Below are 17,724 nucleotides of genomic sequence, written 5' to 3'. Positions count from 1 at the left end.
TACCCGCTATGGGTCTTTTTATTCAATTAGTGTTGCACTTCAATTGTAAATTCGTCTATTAGCACAAAAAAAGTCCGATAAACGTAATGTTTACCGGACTCTCCGAATTGTTAACTGATGCCCCGAGCAGGATTCGAACCTGTACTTGATCACTCAAACAGCGACCTGAACGCTGCGCGTCTGCCAGTTCCGCCATCGGGGCAACTCAACAACAAGTAATATATTACACTATCCGTGAATAAATGTGAACCCTTTTATTCAGTTTTTTTTGCTTTGGGGAATTTAACCGCGGTGCCATAGCCATGGACAACCAAAAACTTCGGCGCCACGCTCATCCGAACAACCTCGGTATTGAAGCGAACTTCGATCAAACCATCTGCGCCGGCCTCCTGGGCCTGCTTCATTAATTTCTGTTTAACGGCATCAAATAGATCATCAAACAAAGAAAACTCATCCGGCTTTTCGGAACGCATCATCGCGTGCTGTGTTGCCGTCATAATCCCTTGAATCTCGTGAGCCCGGTTGAGGCCCCCTGTTGTCATAAACATTACGCTTACCTCCTAAGTTGTTCCTGGTGTTGACCCCATGAAAAGATAAGAGCCCCCAGGACCACGCCCAACGCATTGGTCAGGACATCATTAATATCGACCCAACGGCCCAGACCAACCAGATAGTTGCCAATCGCTTGTCCGGTCTCCAAGGTTAGCGCCGTTGCGAGTCCGACCCCCAGCCATTGGGGCCAACGACCGCTAAAGTTCCACTGCCAGAGCATCCCCTGAGGAATTGTCATGACAATGTTTAACCAAAATGAGGCATCGATCCCCGCTGGTTGAAGTGGCCACAATACCCAGGTCCCATTGGCCCAGTGAAAAGTCTGAATGTCCGCTACCTGCGATCCAAAGGTTACGGTCACGGGAATCCACGTCAATGCTGTCAGGACCCAACACCCGATCCACCAGCCAACTCGTGCCCAAGACCGTTGGTACCCAGCGCGTAACACTAGCCCCAGGCAGATCAGGCTAGCCAGCATAAATGGTAACCACCGCGTCATTGGATCGCCTCCTCGATAACCCTAGTATACTGATTCTATGCTTCGTCGACAATGCTTATTGTGTCCGCAACAGGCAACACCGCCCTTAGCATCATTCCTAGGCACCTTGTTGGAACCGTAACAGCCACCTTTTAGTCAAATCCACCCGTCATTGCCAGTAAAAACTCAGTAAATTCTAAGCCATCGATTATCATTCTCATAAAATTTTTCTTTTTGCGGCGTCGTCTTCTGGTATACTTGAGCCAGTTAGGGTCACCTAGAGTTTGTTTTTCCGCCTAACCTCTATGTGGGCAAAAAACTCATTTTATCAATAATCATTGCACTCACCAGTCTACATGCTATATAATCGTTTTGACGTCAGGGTAAAGATTTCCACTGGGTTAGCGGTCACGCCGTAACCCAACTGGCTATTAGCAAGGTGAGTTTCTTGCTAATAACAATTTAATTGTATACAATATTCTGAAAGTATTCGAAAGGAGGCCTGCGCCATGTCAAAGGTTCCGCCAGTCTTACTCGACCAGCAACTTTGCTTCTCGATCTATTCCGCTAGCAAGAAGTTTAACCACTTCTATCAGAGTGCCCTTGCCCCATTTAGCCTGACCTACCCGCAATACATTGCGATGTTGGTTCTGTGGGAGGATGCTCCCCTAACCGTTCACCAACTCGGCGAACGCTTGGAATTGGATAGCGGCACACTAACCCCTCTGTTGAAGCGTCTGGAAAAACAGGGTTGGGTGAGTCGTGTTCGTAGCCAAACCGATGAACGTCAGGTGTTAATTCACTTAACCGAAATGGCCACTGCCAAACGCGAAGAGGTCTATGCTCGAATTGGTCAATGTCAAACTTTATTGGGCATGACCGACAAGGAAATCGATGACACAATGGCTGAATTAGCCACTGTTAAGTCTCAACTAGATACGGTCAGTCGTCAGCGACTGATTACCAAGGACATAGATAGCGACAATTAAAAAGCTTAGCGGCTAGTAACCGCTAAGCTTTTTTTAACGAATCGTCGTCACCATGAGCAACATGGCAATTAAATTATTAAACCCATGCATAAAAATCGTGGTTTGGAGCTTACCAGTCTTGCGGTAAACGTAAGCGAAGGTGCCCCCCATGATGGCATAGATGAGCCAACTGATCAGATTGTCACTTTGATGAACTAACGAGAAGACAATACCACTCGCAACAATCGGCAACCAAAAACGCTCCTTAGAGAAGCAACCACTCACCAAGATTCCTCGAAAAGTTAACTCCTCCAGAACGGGTGACGCTAACACCGCCGTCAGACTCAACATGATTAGGGATAAGGGACTTTTGCCAAGAATTGTCGCAATAAGGTCGTTATTCTTCGTACTGGTTTCCTTAAAAACCAACATATTCACAATATTGAGGCTCATTTCAACCACCATCATAAAGACGTAGCCCTTCACCATGAGTCGCCAGTCTTGGCCAGTCAGCCGTTGCCACTTACCAGGCACAATTCGCCGATAGATCCACAAGCCAATGGCAATCGCCACTAGAAAACCGGCGGCATAAACCACGGCCCATAAGCCACGTTGCCAGCTAGCCCCACGACTTAAAAAGGCTAAGGGAATCTGGACAATCGTGACCAGAATGAGCATGACCAGGAACCATCCAATGTTGATAAAGTTTTGTTTTTGTGCACTATTCACAATATCCATCCTTTGTTGGCTCGCTTAACTAACCGTGGAACGGCCCGCAGAATCCCACGATCCGTTACTTCTAATTAGTCAGCAAAACCCATTTTTCTCAATATTAATTTTTTAATGGCATTTTTTCTCATTATGAGTTACTATATGGTTGCGGGCAAGTTTGAGTTAAGTCTCGACTTGCGCGTGAGGCTTCTGTCCTCATTCAACAGACGATTTCATTTTACTCCCCCAAAGTAGATGAAATTTTTACAACATAATCCCCCAATTATGTTGTAACCTTACTCTTTGGCCATTGCGACTTATCGTAATGGCTTTTTTTGTGTCGTTTTTTCTTCTGGATCCGCCGCCTTTTTCTGCTTAGGGGTGCGTTGAAGCAGAGGGGCAATGACTGCCCAGCGTTTATAGAAAATCCGGCAATCCCATGCCGTGGCCAAGGCAAAACCCACTAAACTCACGGCCGCCTGAGCCCAAATTCCGCTAACCCAATGCACGGCGATCCACACCGTTGCCAGAATAATCACCACAGTCAAACTTACAATTAGAATCACGGTCCGAATGAATTTTCCCACGTCGCCTCTTCCTCTCAGTTCTTATTGCTCAAATATTACCACGTTTTGGACCCTCCTCACAATCGGTTTTCACCAGTGCTAACAGATTAGTTACCTAGCAAACCACCGGCAAAATCGTGCAATCGCTTGCATTTGCATCATACCAGTCTTTATAATAATTCTTATTTTACGGCAACAGGGAGAGAATAATTGCTAATTACCGGGGGGTAGCCTAAGATTAATAGTGAATGATTGTGCAAATAATTAATAGAAAGGAAGACGATTGGGTTTGAAAATTATTACGTTACACGTTTCAGATGACGCCCTTCAGGTCAGCTATGCCCCTGCCGGAAAGCCGGAGGCGCAGCGCGAGTTCACCATCGCGTACAACACGGACCAAAGTATCGGCGAAAATCTTGAAAATTTACGAGTACGCTTAGTGGGTCTCGACGTGGATGCCGCAGTGGTCGATAACGCCCTGAGTTATCCCTTCTCCGACACCGTTGTCGGGATTAACCATCAACGGATTGATATTGGTTTAGCCATTACCAACATGCTGAACATCCCCGTAGTTAGCAGCCAAGCCATTGCGGACCAAGGATTGGAAGATGCCCTGGCCAGCAAACGTGAATACCTTAGCTGGCATCTGGACTATTACGGCCAATACGCCGGCAAACGGAACTACGGGCAAGAAGCGATGTTAACCGTGGGCAACGGATTCTTCGGCTTGCGTGGGGCTTATACCGAAGCCCACGCAGATGACGACAACTATCCCGGTATGTACACGGCCGGCTTGTATGATCAACTGACAACGAATATCAACGGACGTCAGGTCGTCAATGAAGACCTGGTCAACCTGCCAAATGCCCAGGCTTTAACGTTTGGGGTGGACCATCAAAATCCATTTCAGATTCGAGCTAGTGACATCCAAGACATCTATCGAAGTCTGGATCTGCATACCGGGGCCTTGACCACGACCATGTTGGTTCAACTCTCCACCGGTCATGCCTTGCAAATCAAGACCACGAAGCTGGCCAACATGACCGACTGGCATCGCTTGGCCATCCGCTACAGTGTGACCCCGCTTAACTTTTCCGGGTCGCTTCAGATCTATTCTGAAATTGACGGCAGTGTGGTCAACAGCAACGTCGAACGTTACCGGGCCTTCAATCAGCGCCATATCCAGGTTACGGGTACCAGTCGTCAACCCGATACGATCTTCTTAGAGGGACAGACCCAATCGTCCAAAGTTCCCTTCATCTTTGGATCACAACTGACCGGCCCCGGCGAAGCGCTAGATGCGCCCGTTGACACCCGGTCCCACGCCGAACAACACATCCAGCAGATGCGCTCGGTCGCGGTTCAACCAAATCAGACATATACCTTTGAAAAAAATGTGGTCTTCTTCACCGGCCGCGAAACCAGCAGTCCCCTGGACCAAGCGGCAGCAACCGAAATTAATGCGGCGACCTTCGCCGATACCCTCACCAGCAATACCCACTATTGGGAGAAACGCTGGCACGGGGCCGACATTCAAATCACTGGCGATATCACCGCGCAGAAGTTAACGCGAGTCAACCTGTATCATCTTTTCTCGGCCACCCAAGCGATTGCCTCAGGCAAAATCGATGCCTCCGTCAATGCCCGGGGACTCGACGGTGAAGCCTATCGCGGACACGTCTTCTGGGATGAAATGTTTGATCTCCCCGTTTACGCGCTACATGATCCTGAACTGGCTAAACAACTTCTCATGTACCGTTATCGCCGGTTGGGTGAAGCCAAGAAGAACGCCCAAGCCGATGGTGACGATGGCGCCATGTATCCTTGGCAATCAGGTGAGTTAGGTGACGAGCAATCACAAATCGTCCACCTGAATCCCTTGACCAACTCCTGGGATCCGGACTATTCCTCACTCCAGCGTCACGTGTCCTTAGCCGTGGCTTACAACGTCATCATGTACACCCATATCACTGGTGACCAAAGCTTCATGACTGCCTACGGTTTAGAGATGTTGAGTGAAATTTCCAAGTTCTGGCTCAGTCGGGCCAAATTAAATTCTCAGACCCATCGCTATACCATCGACCGGGTCATGGGGCCAGATGAGTTCCACGAAAACTATCCGAATGCGGACAGTACCGGTCTCGCAGACAACGCGTATACCAACCTCATGGTCACTTGGCTCTTCAATCAAGTGCAGACTTTGCGTCACGAGCTACCTGCTAAGGCGGTCGCTGCTAGTGACCAAAAGACGGGCTGGACAGCTAAGACAACTGACCAATTGAAGGACGTGAGTCACCATCTCCGTCTCGATATCAGCTCAGCCGGGATCATCGGGCAATTTGACGGGTACTTCAAGCTTCCCCGCCTCGACTTCGCTAAGTATCAGAAGAAGTACGGCGATATCTCCCGGATGGACCGGATCTTAAAGGCCGAGGGCAAGACGCCCGATGCCTACCAGGTTGCCAAACAAGCGGATGCTTTGATGGCATTCTACAGCCTTGATGAGCAACAGGTCTTCGGGCTCTTGGACCAATTGGGCTATCATTTACCAAAGGGAGCCTTCGACAAGAACCTTCAGTTCTATCTGGACCGAACTACCCACGGATCCACCCTCTCCCGTATCGTCTACGCCGTTCTAACGGCAATGGCGGGTAACATGGACCAGTCGTGGAAACTCTTCTCACAGGCCCTCCTATCGGACTATTACGACATCCAAGGTGGGACCACTGCCGAGGGGATTCACCTGGGTGTCATGGGCGCCGTTACCCTCATGACGACCCGGCACTACGCAGGGGTAGATATCTTGGCACCTAAGCTGTCGGTTAACCCTCACCTGCCAGCAACTTGGCAACAGTTGGACTTTGCGCAACTGGTTCGGGGAACGCGGTATCACTTCACGATTGACCACCAGCACGTTCAGGTCACGGCAGATAAAGCGGCCGTCCTAACCATTGGCGATCAGCAGATTACGTTAAAACCAAATCAAACACAAACTATTTCATATTAAGGAGTTTTCAATGATGACTAAATTTGCGGATATTAAGGGTTTTGTCTTTGACTTAGATGGGGTCATTACGGACACCTCCGTCTTGCACGGTAACGCTTGGCACCAACTCGCCGACTCCCTTGGGGTGAGCTGGAATGACGACCTGGCCAATGGTCTCAAAGGGATCAGCCGCATGGATTCACTCGAAATGATCCTGAAGGCTGGCCACAAGGAAAACGACTACAACCAGGAACAGAAAGTGGCCTTGGCCACTCAGAAGAATGACAATTATGTTGCCGAGGTTAACAAGATGACCCCCGCCAACATTTTGCCCGGTATGAAGGCCTTCCTAGATGACCTTCGAGCTAAGGGCTACCAACTCTCGCTCGCTTCGGCCTCCAAGAATGCTCCACGGGTTCTCGATAAGCTTCAGTTGGCCGACTACTTCCCCAAGGTTGTTGACCCAGCCAACCTGACTCACGGAAAGCCGGATCCCGAAATTTACACCAAGGGTGCCCAAGTTCTCAACCTTGATCCCGCTCAGTGTATCGGGGTGGAAGATGCCGCTGCCGGTGTCCAAGCCATCAACGCTGCCGGTGAGGTCTCCCTCGGAATTGGGGATGCCCACGAATTGGCAGCTGCCGACATGGTCTTTGCCGACACGGCTAGCGTCACGCTCGAAAATATTGCGAAAAAATTAGGTTAATCTCAGTGAAAACGAAACGGCGTCGTTACTTTAAAAAGTAGCGACGCCGTTTTCTGTCTGTCAAAAATTATTGAATGAGTCCAAAGTGCCGCAGCCCCTGGACGATTCCATCATCCATGTTGCTGCCAGTCACGTAGGCTGCCTTGTTCTTCGCCTGGAAGACCCCATTAGCCATAGAAATTGGCACGTCGACCTCATCGAACATTTGCAGGTCGTTTAGCCCATCCCCAAAGGCATAGGTTTTCACATCCTGCAATCCGGCCTCTTTCAGGAAGGTCCGAATCCCAGTCTGCTTACTAATTCCAGTTGCCATCGTGTCGAGTGCCCGCGGATTGTTGCGGACAAAGGACAGCTCCCCAGCAAATTTTTCCCGGTATGGGGCTTCGTTATCACGATTGAAGACATTGAGAAAGTTAATCTCCTGGGTCTGATACCAGGTCGGATCAACTTGCGCATCTAACCGCAATAACTTGAAGTTATCCCTCGTATCCTGGTTGGCCTGGCTTAAACGAAAGCCTTGGTTATTGAAGTAACCCAAGGGATCCCCCTGCTCATTGGCGAAGGCAGTGATCGCGGCGAGTTCCGCTTGTGGAATCACCGCGGCCGTGAGCCGCTTGCCCTGATACTGGACGTAACTCCCATTGGCACTGACCACAGCGTCGATGTTCGTGGCATCGAGCACATATTGAATTTCAAAAATGTTTCTTCCAGTGGCAATAACTGGTAGAATATGATGTTGTTGCATTTCGTGAATGGCGGCGATACTTGTCGGTAAAACATTCTTGTTATCGTCAAATAACGTACCATCCAAATCAAAAAAGACGATTGCTTGATACATCTCGTTCAACCTCCTAATCCACTTATACCAACGAGTCTATTATACAACAATGACCAAACTTCACGAAATGGCGAAAAATATCTGTCAAGCAAATGTAGTAGCCGGCTTTTTTATGGTACACTATATCTTGTATATTTGATAAAAGAGGGGCTATCATGGTGATAATTACAGCTGGAATGATTGGCGTCGGCAAGACGACTCTTACTGGAAAGATTGCATCACACTTGGACACAAAGGCATTTTTCGAACCGGTTGGTGACAACCCGGTTCTACCACTATACTATGCAAATCCCAAGCAATACGGTTTCTTATTGCAAATTTACTTCCTCAACAAACGTTTTAGTATGATTAAGCGTGCGTTGGCGGATGACAACAACGTTCTGGACCGTTCAATCTATGAAGATGCCCTCTTTACGCGTGAAAATAACGCCGAAGGGAACATCACAGATACCGAGTTGGAAGTTTACTTAAGCCTGCTGGATAACATGATGAATGAACTGAGTGCACTGCCAAAGAAGGCCCCTGACTTATTAGTCTATGCGGATGCCGATTTCGACACTATTCTTCACCGTATCAAGAAGCGTGGCCGTGCCTACGAACAATTCGACGATAACCCAAGCCTGGAAGCTTACTACAAGAAGATGTGGACCGCTTATCAAGGCTGGTACGCAGACTACGACGTGAGTCCTAAGGTTCGGATCGACTTACAAAAGTACGACCTGGACGTTCCCGGCAACACGGAACTCGTTCTCCAACAAATTGATGATGCTTTAAAAGACATTCGGACAGACGCAACCATCTAGTCCGACGACCAACGCCATACCCCCATTGAGAGGTATGGCGTTTTTATTTACGATCGGAAACGACAAAAAAGAGGCATGTCGCAGCATCCCTCTTCTTGTCACATTATTTTTAGTGATCCGCCGTTTCCGATGGCAATAAAATGATTTGGCTATCACCGTCATCGTAGGCCAGAACGGTTTCTGGCAACTGGGGCGCATAGGTGAAGTCGGTGTCGAATCCGGCACTGACCGCCCCACGTTTGTCGTCCGTCTGAACATATTCAAACGTCGTCATCCCCTGATTATTGTGAAGCTTAAACGTTAGCAGATTTGCCAACGGAAAGAGGCCTTGGAGGTCATTGTCAATGATATCCCAGACGGCGTCGATCATGTCGCCGGGTAGGACCGCAACGGTACCATAACTGGCATAACGTGCATGATTACTTTCAAACATTTTCTTCGCCTCCACTCTCGATCGTTTAAAACCATTATACCGTAACTGTTTTCAAAACGGGAATAATTACCCCTTGTCGGCGGTCAGGTGTTGTGTCTCACGCCGATCAAAGAAATTGACCGCAAACGAGATAACAATCAGAATCACCCCGGCGATAAAGATGGCGTGTAGGCCCTGATATAAGATCCCACGTAAGGTTGGTAAAACATTAGCTGGCAAGCTTACCGCTGTTTGCGGATTGATAAGCTTGTTCATCATGGCCATACTCGTGCCGTGATGGCTGGCAACCCCACGCGTCATGGCAAGGTTCATGATAATCCCTAAGATCGACACCATCATGGTTTGCCCCAGCGTCCGCGACAACGTATTGAAGGAGGTCGCAACCCCAATCTCATCGACGTCGACTTGGCTCTGAACCGTCACCGTGGTCGTGGTGATGGTAATTCCAAATCCAGTCCCACAGATCCCCGCAATGACGAAGAAGCACCAGAACGGCGTGCTAGCTGGCAATAAGGCCATCGTAATGGCTCCAATCATCACCAACGTCAAACTGATATTGACAATTTGATAAGGTGACCGACTCAGCAGTAACTTCCCGGCAATAAACGACCCAACAATCCACATCAACGAACTGGGGGTAATTGCGAACCCTGCTTCAGAAGCCTTCAACCCAAGAAGACCTTGCGTCCAAGTGGGCAAGTAGACCTCAAAGCCCATAATAAACCCACTCAGTAATGCAGCGATTAAATTTTGCACGACAAACGTTCGGTTTGCAAATAAAGATAACGGAATCAACGGATCGGCCGTTCGCTTCTCTTGGCGTAGGAAAGCCCAGAAGGCCCCAATAGAAATCAGGAAACCCAGGATGACAAACAGCACGTTGAGTTGCCCCTCACCTAACAGTTGGAAGGTCAGCATCAAGGCCAACAGACCGAGTGACAACCAGAAACAACCGGCCCAGTCCATCGTGAATTTCTTTCGTTCCGTGCGCTCTTGTAGATAGAACCAAATCAACCCCATCGTGACAATCCCAATTGGAATATTAATGAAGAAGATCCAGTGCCAACTGAGATGGTCAACGATGAAGCCCCCTAACAATGGGGCCACCACCGCGGCGATTCCCCAGGCGGACCCATTCAGTCCCATGACCCGAGCGCGCTGTTCCACCGGATAGATGTCGGCTAGAATCGTAAAGGACACGGGCATGATGGCCCCCGCCCCGATCCCTTGGAGTGCTCGCCAAGCAATCAGGGTTTCCATGCTGTGCGACATCCCCGACAGGGTTGACCCCACAACGAAGACGAATAAGCCAACGAGAAAGACCAGTTTGCGGCCAACCGTATCGGCGAGCTTACCATAGATGGGTGTGGCGATAGCGCTCGTCAATAAGAAGATCGAGAAGACCCAGTTCATGAGGGCCACCCCTTGTAGATCACCGACGATGGTAGGCATGGCGGTTGAGACAATGGTTCCTTCGATAGCCGACATGAAGGTGGCGACGAAGACAGCCCCCGTCACAACCTTGACATTAGTTTGTTTCTTTACCATAATTTCCTCCTACCGTTGGGCCCCACCACACAACGAAACTGAGTAGCCAATTGCGCTACTTCCCAAGTCTGTATTAAAACAGTAATACCTTATATTATCAAGGGTGAGCGTCTAAATTTCAACCCCCTACCCAAAAATCCCGCCACCAGAGATTTTCTGGCAACGGGATTTCATCAATTAATTGGGCTTATTTGCAGGCAGCCTTCAGCGCATCTACCTTGTCGAGATGTTCCCAAGGTAAGTCCACGTCAGTCCGGCCAAAGTGGCCGTATGCCGCCGTTTGCTTGTAAATCGGACGCTTCAGATCCAGCATCTCAATGATACCGGCTGGACGCAAATCAAAGATCGCACGCACGGCCTCGGCCAGCTTGCTTTCCTTCACAACACCCGTACCAAACGTATTGATTGAAACGGAAACGGGTTCCGCAACCCCAATGGCGTAGGCAATCTGAACTTCACATTCGCTCGCTAACTTGGCAGCCACAATGTTCTTGGCAATGTAACGCGCCGCATAACTGGCTGAACGGTCCACCTTCGTGGCGTCCTTCCCGGAGAAGGCCCCACCACCATGGTGAGCAGCCCCACCATAGGTATCCACGATGATCTTCCGACCCGTCAATCCGGCATCCCCTTGAGGCCCCCCGATAACGAAGCGGCCAGTAGGATTAATGAAGTACTTGGTCTTGTCATCCAAGAACTTGGCAGGAATAACTTCCTTAACCACCTGGTCAATGACATCCTGACGAATCTGGTCCAACGTGACGTCTGGATCGTGTTGCGTACTCAAAACAACCGTGTCAACCCGCATTGGTTTGCCATTGTCATCGTATTCGACAGTGACTTCTGCCTTAGCATCGGGACGGAGGTAATCAATGACCCCATTCTTCCGCAGGCTGGCAATGCGTTGCATTAAGGCGTGACTCAACATGATTGGCAGTGGCATGAGTTCTGGCGTCTCATCGACAGCATACCCAAACATCAAGCCTTGATCACCGGCACCAATCTTATCTAATGGATCTTCGTCACCCTTCCGCGTTTCCAGGGAGTCATCGACCCCTTGGGCAATGTCAGGTGATTGTTCGTCGATCGCTACCAACACGGCACAGTTATCGCCGTCAAAGCCGTATTGACCGTCGGTGTAACCAATGTCCTTGATTGTTTGACGAACCACTTTTTGAATGTCCACGTAAGCCTTCGTTGAGATTTCCCCAAAGACCAGGACCAACCCAGTCGTTACAGAAGTCTCACAAGCTACTCGTGAGTCTGGATCTTGTGCTAACAGCGCATCGAGAATGGCATCACTGATCTGGTCAGCAATTTTGTCTGGATGGCCCTCCGAAACGGATTCGGACGTAAATAAATGTCTTTCTTGCAATGGATATTCCCCCTAGATAGTGTTGACGACGAGTTGACCGATAATCTCGCGCCAGTCGGTTACAAGGCAGCTTCACAGCAATCGTGAATCCTATCGGGAATTGACTCATAACTCAAGTATTCTAACATAAATTCCCGTACCTTAAAAGAAAGCCTCCCTTTATGTGAAAGAATGATTGACCCCGCGCGCAACAATTACTAAGATTAAAGACAATACTATAATTCGTCGAATGGAGCGATCCCATGACTAAATTCATGGCCCTTTTAAAAAACAGAACGGTTCAGCAATTGTTTATTTACACCGTCTTTCAAAATATTCTCTGGTGGGTCGCCGGATCGACCGCTGCCACCGGAACTCCCCTAGCCACCTCAGTGAAATTCTACCTATTAGTTTATGGTGGCTTTCTGGCGGCCGGAAGTTTCCTGGTTCTCAATCATCATTTCCGGTCGACGATTGGCCCCATCTTAGTCGTTGCCGCCGCAACCATGGGATTCTTAGCCGCACCAGACAATCGACTGGTCCAACTCTTTGCCCTGTTACTCTGTATCTTCCTCGTTCTGGTCTGTGTTCCCCAGTTAGGGCTTCAGTCCATATACGGCCTAATCGTCTTCAGTGCCCTCAGTGGCTGTGGCGTACCAGTTATCCTATTTTACCTTCGAAACCACTATCTCGCATGGCAGTTCATGTTGCCATTACTTCCTATTATCTTTAGCTACTTGGCTTTTTATGAGTTTCACTTCATCCCCGAGGCCTGGGATTGGCGTCTGACCTTGATTACACCAGCACTCCTGATCGTTGTGTTACTGGTCGCCCAAACTTTCTCCTGGCAGATTGGCGTAGCTATTCTCTTAGTGGCGGGTTACTGGTGGTTACAACGACGCATCAACGTCCGTTATCGGCTAGTTACGACCAGTGTGGTCCAACTCATCTTGGGACTACTGGTTCTTGATTAATCCATTGATATAAACTTAAAGTTTCGCTAAACTCCCGGTAATTCTTAAATCTCGTGATTTGGCTGTGTTAGAATGAGCCCATCAAGTAATGGAGGAATTCAAATATGCCCGAAATCAGAGTGATCGGCGATATTCTTAGCGGAAAGTTTCAGCCTACCCTCACTGGTAATCCAATCGTTGATGCGGCGCTCATCAATCAATTTTGTCAAAGCCTCATCACCGCGCTCGCACTCACTCCAAATTCCGTACAAGCGGAACACCACTGGGACCTCACCATCGATCCCAGAAAAGTCTATGTGATTGATTCGCAAATTCTGGCGGCTAGCGGCCATCAAAACCGATTAGCTAACGTGATTCCAGTTAGCCATGCTGAGCTCTTACACGGCCAAATAGGTGCTACTCAAGAGCAGCTTGTAGCCGTGTTGTCAGCGCAATCGTCACCAAATTGATAAAATCCACCCCCTCAGTGCGGTTGGATTTTTGTTTGGCCTAAATTACGTAAAGTCTTGAATGCCGACCAGCCCTGCCTGTAGCCATGGGGTGCTCTCATCCAGCTTCTGCTGAAGTGACATGAGACCATCGATCAGTTCGACTTCCTTACCGGCAATATAGAACTGTGTTTTGACCCGATAAAGGCGGCTCTGCTCGATGTCAAACTTTCGTCGTAGCTTAAAACCATATAATTCGTAAGTTATCGTCTCAACCGCCGTCCCCTTATTCACGGTGACGAGGTCTGCCTCGCTCAACTCACTAATGGGAAAGCTATGCTTCTGGTGCGTTTCACGGTCCCAGAGTTCCAGCTGATAATGGGCTTCGGCCATTCGTACGAGGAAGTTCCCCAGCGAACAGAAGAACTGCCGCCGAAAATGGACCAAGTCGTTCACATCACGGTAAAACAAGTGTTTCAATCGATAATTATTGACTGACATCCCCAAGAGATCTTCGAGATGATGTTTCATGTCCAAGTAACTAGCGTGGGAAACCAAGAACTCCGCAATCTGATCACGCTGACTGCGCGTCAAGGGTTCCATCATTGCTTCTTTGGAAACGTGTCGGCACTTTGTAGAAGTTGGCGTCACATTTTCTTTGTCGGACATTAAAGTCTCCTTATTGGTAGCCCTTGTTGGCTATCCAAGGGTACCTTAACACGTCGCCAATCAAATACATAGCCCGTATTATTTATTAGTCGTGTGGTATAGGTCGGTCGGCGTTGCATGCCCAACTAAGAACATGCAGTCATTCTCGCGTACGGCCCGTAATGTCCGTATAATCAGCCACTTATTGCCCATTTATGCATCATTTAATATCGATAAATAAATATTTTTTCACTGGTACTTTTTTAAAGATTCTCCGCATGTACTTCCGACAGCAAGTCGCGTATATTGGAAGTAACACAAGAGGAGGAGTCAGCATGTCAGAAATTTTAGTTACCACCACCGAAAAGATCCCCGGCCAAGATTATGAAGTTCTAGGCGAGGTCTTCGGTTTGACCACTCAGTCCAAGAACGTTCTACGGAATATCGGGGCCTCACTAAAGAACGTTGTGGGTGGTGAAATCAAGGATTATACGAAAATGCTTAACGAATCTCGTGAAATTGCCATTGAACGTTTACGCCAGAATGCTGTCACGATGGGGGCAGATGCTGTCGTTATGATGCGTTTTGATTCCGGTTCCATTGGCCAAGATATGCAATCCGTAGCTGCTTACGGAACTGCTGTCAAATTTCGGTAATTACCACAACATTCGACTTGTGTAACATTGTAAACGTTCGTCACTTATCATCTGATTAGATCGTCAACAGCATAAAAGAGTCACATGAATCATCCAAATTTGGATAACTCATGTGGCTCTTTTTTTGATCTTTAACGACTTTTCTGCCGCTTTTCACGGAACTAACTGTATAGCCAGAAAGCTTGATGTGTAACCATTTCGACGACTTTTTTGTCATGCTTTTGTCATTTATATCCACATCCGGATTATTGTCCCCTGGAAACTATCCACACTCACCAATATGTCTCACCAACTGATCCACTACTCGTTTTATACTAACCATAGTCAATAAGATAGCAAACAACTTAAAAGTGATTATTCGGAATTTAATGGATTAAAAGAAAGCAGGTTATCAACATGTTAAAGAAAATTGTTAAATGGACAGTCTTAGTAATTGCAACCATCGTCTTAACGCTCACTAGTTTTACCAGCACCATCCTCGCCGCTTCAAAGACACCTTCTTGGGGCCATTGGGATGACACCACGATTACATACAAAACCGCAAGCACTTCTTCCTATTACAAGAGTGTTTGGAAAAACGCCGTTAAGCGTTGGAACAAAGTCGGTGTGGTTCAGTTAAGAGCTGCCAAGTCTGGCGAAAAGGCTGACATCACCTTAACTTCTTCCAAGTCACTGAGCACCAAGAGCGGCAAGCTTGCCGGTTACACCAACTACTCTTACTTAAAGAAGAGCGACAATGAAAACGAAATCGTTTCTGCCAAGTCTACGCTCAACCGGAGCCTCTTATCCAAGTACAAGTACTCCAAGAACCAACGGACTAACGTGGCTACCCATGAAATTGGCCATGCCATTGGCTTAAGCCACTCCAAGAGTGAAGACAGCGTTATGTACGCTTCCGACCGTTACGCTTCAATCGACCACCAAGACAAGGTTGGTTTACAATCAGCTTACGAAGACTAATCATTTTAAAACAATTTTCGAACAAAACCTGCGAAAAAGCCTAGCCAGTCCAGCTAGGCTTTTTTATTTGTCTAAATTTTTGATGGCCGTGCCAATGGGTCGAACTCTACTCCCCTCTTAGAGCGTCGAGATGGCCTTCTTAGGTCGAGAATGGGCAACTATCCCCCATTGGCAATAATGGCTTTAAATGAGCTTTATACACCGTTTAGCTAGCCCCACTGCTCGACCTGCTAACTTACTTGTATCGGCTGTGCCCCCCTTGCATTAACCCGGTTCCCTATTGAGGTTCGCCATAAGGATTTTAAACCCAAGTGGATGACAGTAACCTTTTTTGACGTCAACAGTCACTAGAAGTCGCTTTCAACAGCTGTGTCCAATTGTTTGCTTTGCTCAACAATCACTTTAGAGGAGATATACATATATGAAGTCAAAACTAATCATCTCAGCGTTAGCTGTGGTTTCTGGCTTGGCACGCATGACTGTCCCTTCCGTTAACGCACAAGCTAAGACTTATAAGACAACACCCAAGAAACTGCAAGACAGCTGGCATTATCACGACAAAGAATTTCAATACAAACTAAAGATAACCGAATTCACCTTAGATCAAACTGTCTATCAGCATGGAAAAATTAACACGAAAATTAGCACTAAAAAAAGACCAGCGGCCACCAGGAATTGTACATCAAACGCAACAAACGCTACCCTGGTTATTGGCGTTTAGGTGCCCACGCAACAGAGTTTGAATTGAAGCCTGTCAAACATACTGGTAAGCATGCACTTAAACTGTTATCAAACAATTACAGCTCTGCGAAACCTGCAGTCCACTATTTCTTCAAACAACTCCGCCCCAACACCATGACTAGATCCCAGATTTAATTCCAGACTCCGGTCATTTTTATTTTAAATGTGATGAATTCTCAAGAGATCATAGCGGGTACACTTAGTATCGGTAACGCTTAGAAGCCCCTTCAGTGACTGCAGCGGCCACGAGCATGCCTTTCTTGAAGAGGAAGACGCTATCTCATTTACCCTCCCCATATCTGATGTGAGGGCCACTAGTGGGCCAGCATCATCCGTAAATGTCCGATACGCTCAGATAAGCACGTGGCTAGTGTGACAAGATTGGCCTAGCCTATCTGATGGCGTCGTGGTGTTACAATGGCCTGCCGAGGTCATTTGGTACCCGTATAAGGGACGTGTACGTGCGCTATCTCGATTATCAATAGAAATTCGTGGGTTGCTGTTCCGTAGCTTATCCAAACGGGAGAGCCGTACTTTAAGTTCCCCTTCTTAAACAGCCAGGACACCTCTTCTAATGCCTTTCATGCTGGGCTGACTCCAAATTGCGACCTAACGGTGGTCATTCAAGCTCGATAGGTCGCAATTCGGTAGCAGTTTTCGTGCAGACATCCAAAATGGCTAATTACGGGACAAAATAAAAAGTCTCAAACGCTAACAAATCAACGTTCGAGACTTTTAAGAAATTCCGTGTATTACTTGTGATACCGGAGGTGGGGTTCGAACCCACACGACCTCAACGGTCACTGGATTTTGAGTCCAGCGCGTCTGCCAGTTCCGCCACTCCGGCAAAAAAAATACTGATTGGATACACCCAGTCAAAGGTGGTAATCGGATTTGAACCGACGATGAAGGTTTTGCAGACCTCTGCCTTACCACTTGGCTATACCACCATAATCGCCTATCCAATCTGATTGGATCAGCTAATAAATCAAGATGCCCAATCCTAAGGGCGGTATGTGGGAATCGAACCCACGCGTGCCGGAACCACAATCCGGTGTGTTAACCACTTCACCAATACCGCCATTACATTACAAACAGGGATAGTAGGAGTTGAACCCACATCGACGGTTTTGGAGACCGTTGTTCTACCATTGAACTATATCCCTATGATGGTGGGGAGTGGATTCGAACCACCGAACCCGAAGGAGCGGATTTACAGTCCGCCGCGTTTAGCCAGACTTCGCTACCCCACCATAAATGGCGCAGGACGGAATCGAACCGCCGACACATGGAGCTTCAATCCATTGCTCTACCAACTGAGCTACTGAGCCATTTTACCATCATATTGTTTGCTGTGTATTAAATTAATAATAA

General features: G+C 48.0%; 18 protein-coding genes, 7 tRNA genes and 1 riboswitch. Of the genes, 9 read left to right on the top strand and 16 right to left on the bottom strand.

Features of this window, described 5'->3' with window-relative positions:
• Positions 1 to 118 precede the first annotated feature (118 nt).
• The 3 genes from IV54_RS09435 to IV54_RS09425 form a co-directional block, all read right to left on the bottom strand.
• Positions 119 to 202 (bottom strand) — tRNA-Leu (locus tag IV54_RS09435).
• Positions 203 to 254: 52 nt separating this feature from the next.
• A complete protein-coding gene (locus IV54_RS09430) occupies positions 255 to 548 on the bottom strand; it encodes a heavy metal-binding domain-containing protein (protein ID WP_057879100.1) in 294 nt (97 codons plus the stop codon).
• Between the two features lie 5 nt (positions 549 to 553).
• Positions 554 to 1,051 carry a VanZ family protein gene (locus IV54_RS09425; protein ID WP_057879099.1) on the bottom strand — a complete coding sequence of 166 codons (498 nt, stop codon included), beginning with the start codon at positions 1,049 to 1,051 and terminating at the stop codon, positions 554 to 556.
• Positions 1,052 to 1,539: 488 nt separating this feature from the next.
• Here IV54_RS09425 and IV54_RS09420 point away from each other — a divergent pair, with 488 nt between their 5' ends.
• The gene (locus IV54_RS09420; protein WP_057879098.1) at positions 1,540 to 2,019 is read left to right on the top strand and encodes a MarR family winged helix-turn-helix transcriptional regulator; all 480 of its coding nucleotides are present in this window, start codon (positions 1,540 to 1,542) and stop codon (positions 2,017 to 2,019) included.
• Between the two features lie 33 nt (positions 2,020 to 2,052).
• On the opposite strand, the gene IV54_RS09415 is transcribed toward IV54_RS09420, so the two are convergent.
• A complete protein-coding gene (locus IV54_RS09415) occupies positions 2,053 to 2,727 on the bottom strand; it encodes a type II CAAX endopeptidase family protein (protein ID WP_237756708.1) in 675 nt (224 codons plus the stop codon).
• Between the two features lie 299 nt (positions 2,728 to 3,026).
• On the bottom strand, positions 3,027 to 3,296 hold the full coding sequence (locus IV54_RS09410) for a hypothetical protein (RefSeq protein WP_057879096.1): 270 nt from the start codon (positions 3,294 to 3,296) through the stop codon (positions 3,027 to 3,029).
• A gap of 268 nt (positions 3,297 to 3,564) precedes the next feature.
• On the opposite strand from IV54_RS09410, the gene IV54_RS09405 reads away from it, so the two are divergent.
• On the top strand, positions 3,565 to 6,282 hold the full coding sequence (locus IV54_RS09405) for a glycoside hydrolase family 65 protein (RefSeq protein WP_057879095.1): 2,718 nt from the start codon (positions 3,565 to 3,567) through the stop codon (positions 6,280 to 6,282).
• Positions 6,283 to 6,295: 13 nt separating this feature from the next.
• Positions 6,296 to 6,967 carry a beta-phosphoglucomutase gene (gene pgmB, locus IV54_RS09400; protein ID WP_057879094.1) on the top strand — a complete coding sequence of 224 codons (672 nt, stop codon included), beginning with the start codon at positions 6,296 to 6,298 and terminating at the stop codon, positions 6,965 to 6,967.
• A 67-nt stretch (positions 6,968 to 7,034) separates the two neighbouring features.
• Here pgmB and IV54_RS09395 read toward each other — a convergent pair whose 3' ends face one another.
• Positions 7,035 to 7,805, bottom strand: coding sequence for a Cof-type HAD-IIB family hydrolase (locus IV54_RS09395; RefSeq protein ID WP_057879093.1), 771 nt, complete (start codon positions 7,803 to 7,805; stop codon positions 7,035 to 7,037).
• 155 nt (positions 7,806 to 7,960) lie between these two features.
• Between IV54_RS09395 and IV54_RS09390 the strand changes: the two genes are divergently transcribed.
• Positions 7,961 to 8,608, top strand: coding sequence for a deoxynucleoside kinase (locus IV54_RS09390; RefSeq protein WP_057879092.1), 648 nt, complete (start codon positions 7,961 to 7,963; stop codon positions 8,606 to 8,608).
• Between the two features lie 109 nt (positions 8,609 to 8,717).
• Here the strand turns inward: IV54_RS09390 and IV54_RS09385 are convergent, their stop codons facing one another.
• The 3 genes from IV54_RS09385 to metK all read right to left on the bottom strand — a co-directional run bounded on the left by IV54_RS09385 (position 8,718) and on the right by metK (position 11,964).
• Entirely contained in the window at positions 8,718 to 9,041 is a 324-nt protein-coding gene (locus tag IV54_RS09385; protein WP_057879091.1) for a DUF960 domain-containing protein, read from the bottom strand.
• A 66-nt stretch (positions 9,042 to 9,107) separates the two neighbouring features.
• A complete protein-coding gene (locus tag IV54_RS09380) occupies positions 9,108 to 10,589 on the bottom strand; it encodes an MDR family MFS transporter (RefSeq protein ID WP_057879090.1) in 1,482 nt (493 codons plus the stop codon).
• Positions 10,590 to 10,776: 187 nt separating this feature from the next.
• On the bottom strand, positions 10,777 to 11,964 hold the full coding sequence (gene metK / locus IV54_RS09375; RefSeq protein WP_057879089.1) for a methionine adenosyltransferase: 1,188 nt from the start codon (positions 11,962 to 11,964) through the stop codon (positions 10,777 to 10,779).
• Positions 11,962 to 12,080, bottom strand: a riboswitch (SMK box riboswitch). (Overlaps the previous gene by 3 nt.)
• Positions 12,081 to 12,206: 126 nt before the next feature.
• Here metK and IV54_RS09370 point away from each other — a divergent pair.
• Positions 12,207 to 12,917, top strand: coding sequence for a hypothetical protein (locus IV54_RS09370; protein WP_057879088.1), 711 nt, complete (start codon positions 12,207 to 12,209; stop codon positions 12,915 to 12,917).
• A 104-nt stretch (positions 12,918 to 13,021) separates the two neighbouring features.
• On the top strand, positions 13,022 to 13,366 hold the full coding sequence (locus IV54_RS09365) for a hypothetical protein (RefSeq protein ID WP_057879087.1): 345 nt from the start codon (positions 13,022 to 13,024) through the stop codon (positions 13,364 to 13,366).
• A gap of 45 nt (positions 13,367 to 13,411) precedes the next feature.
• Here the strand turns inward: IV54_RS09365 and IV54_RS09360 are convergent, their stop codons facing one another.
• Positions 13,412 to 14,014 (bottom strand): hypothetical protein, encoded by a 603-nt coding sequence (locus tag IV54_RS09360; RefSeq protein WP_057879086.1) that lies wholly within the window; start codon positions 14,012 to 14,014, stop codon positions 13,412 to 13,414.
• A 314-nt stretch (positions 14,015 to 14,328) separates the two neighbouring features.
• Between IV54_RS09360 and IV54_RS09355 the strand changes: the two genes are divergently transcribed.
• The 3 genes from IV54_RS09355 (at position 14,329) to IV54_RS09345 (ending at position 16,330) form a co-directional block, all read left to right on the top strand.
• Positions 14,329 to 14,649, top strand: a complete 321-nt coding sequence (locus tag IV54_RS09355; RefSeq protein WP_057879085.1) for a heavy metal-binding domain-containing protein — start codon at positions 14,329 to 14,331, stop codon at positions 14,647 to 14,649.
• A 396-nt stretch (positions 14,650 to 15,045) separates the two neighbouring features.
• The gene (locus IV54_RS09350) at positions 15,046 to 15,609 is read left to right on the top strand and encodes a matrixin family metalloprotease (protein ID WP_057879084.1); all 564 of its coding nucleotides are present in this window, start codon (positions 15,046 to 15,048) and stop codon (positions 15,607 to 15,609) included.
• A 421-nt stretch (positions 15,610 to 16,030) separates the two neighbouring features.
• Positions 16,031 to 16,330, top strand: coding sequence for a hypothetical protein (locus IV54_RS09345; protein WP_057879083.1), 300 nt, complete (start codon positions 16,031 to 16,033; stop codon positions 16,328 to 16,330).
• A 782-nt stretch (positions 16,331 to 17,112) separates the two neighbouring features.
• On the opposite strand, the gene IV54_RS09340 is transcribed toward IV54_RS09345, so the two are convergent.
• From IV54_RS09340 to IV54_RS09315, 6 genes are all read right to left on the bottom strand, one after another.
• A tRNA-Leu gene (locus IV54_RS09340) sits at positions 17,113 to 17,197 on the bottom strand.
• Between the two features lie 32 nt (positions 17,198 to 17,229).
• Positions 17,230 to 17,300: transfer RNA gene (locus IV54_RS09335), tRNA-Cys, on the bottom strand.
• 58 nt (positions 17,301 to 17,358) lie between these two features.
• Positions 17,359 to 17,431, bottom strand: a tRNA-His gene (locus tag IV54_RS09330).
• A 14-nt stretch (positions 17,432 to 17,445) separates the two neighbouring features.
• Positions 17,446 to 17,516, bottom strand: a tRNA-Trp gene (locus IV54_RS09325).
• Between the two features lie 4 nt (positions 17,517 to 17,520).
• Positions 17,521 to 17,603, bottom strand: a tRNA-Tyr gene (locus IV54_RS09320).
• Between the two features lie 5 nt (positions 17,604 to 17,608).
• Positions 17,609 to 17,681, bottom strand: a tRNA-Phe gene (locus IV54_RS09315).
• Between the last annotated feature and the right edge of the window lie 43 nt (positions 17,682 to 17,724).

The organism is Levilactobacillus paucivorans (assembly GCF_001437125.1).
GTDB lineage: Bacteria > Bacillota > Bacilli > Lactobacillales > Lactobacillaceae > Levilactobacillus > Levilactobacillus paucivorans.
The sequence above is the reverse complement of the archived record's forward strand: the minus strand, read 5'-3'. Positions and strand labels throughout refer to the sequence as shown.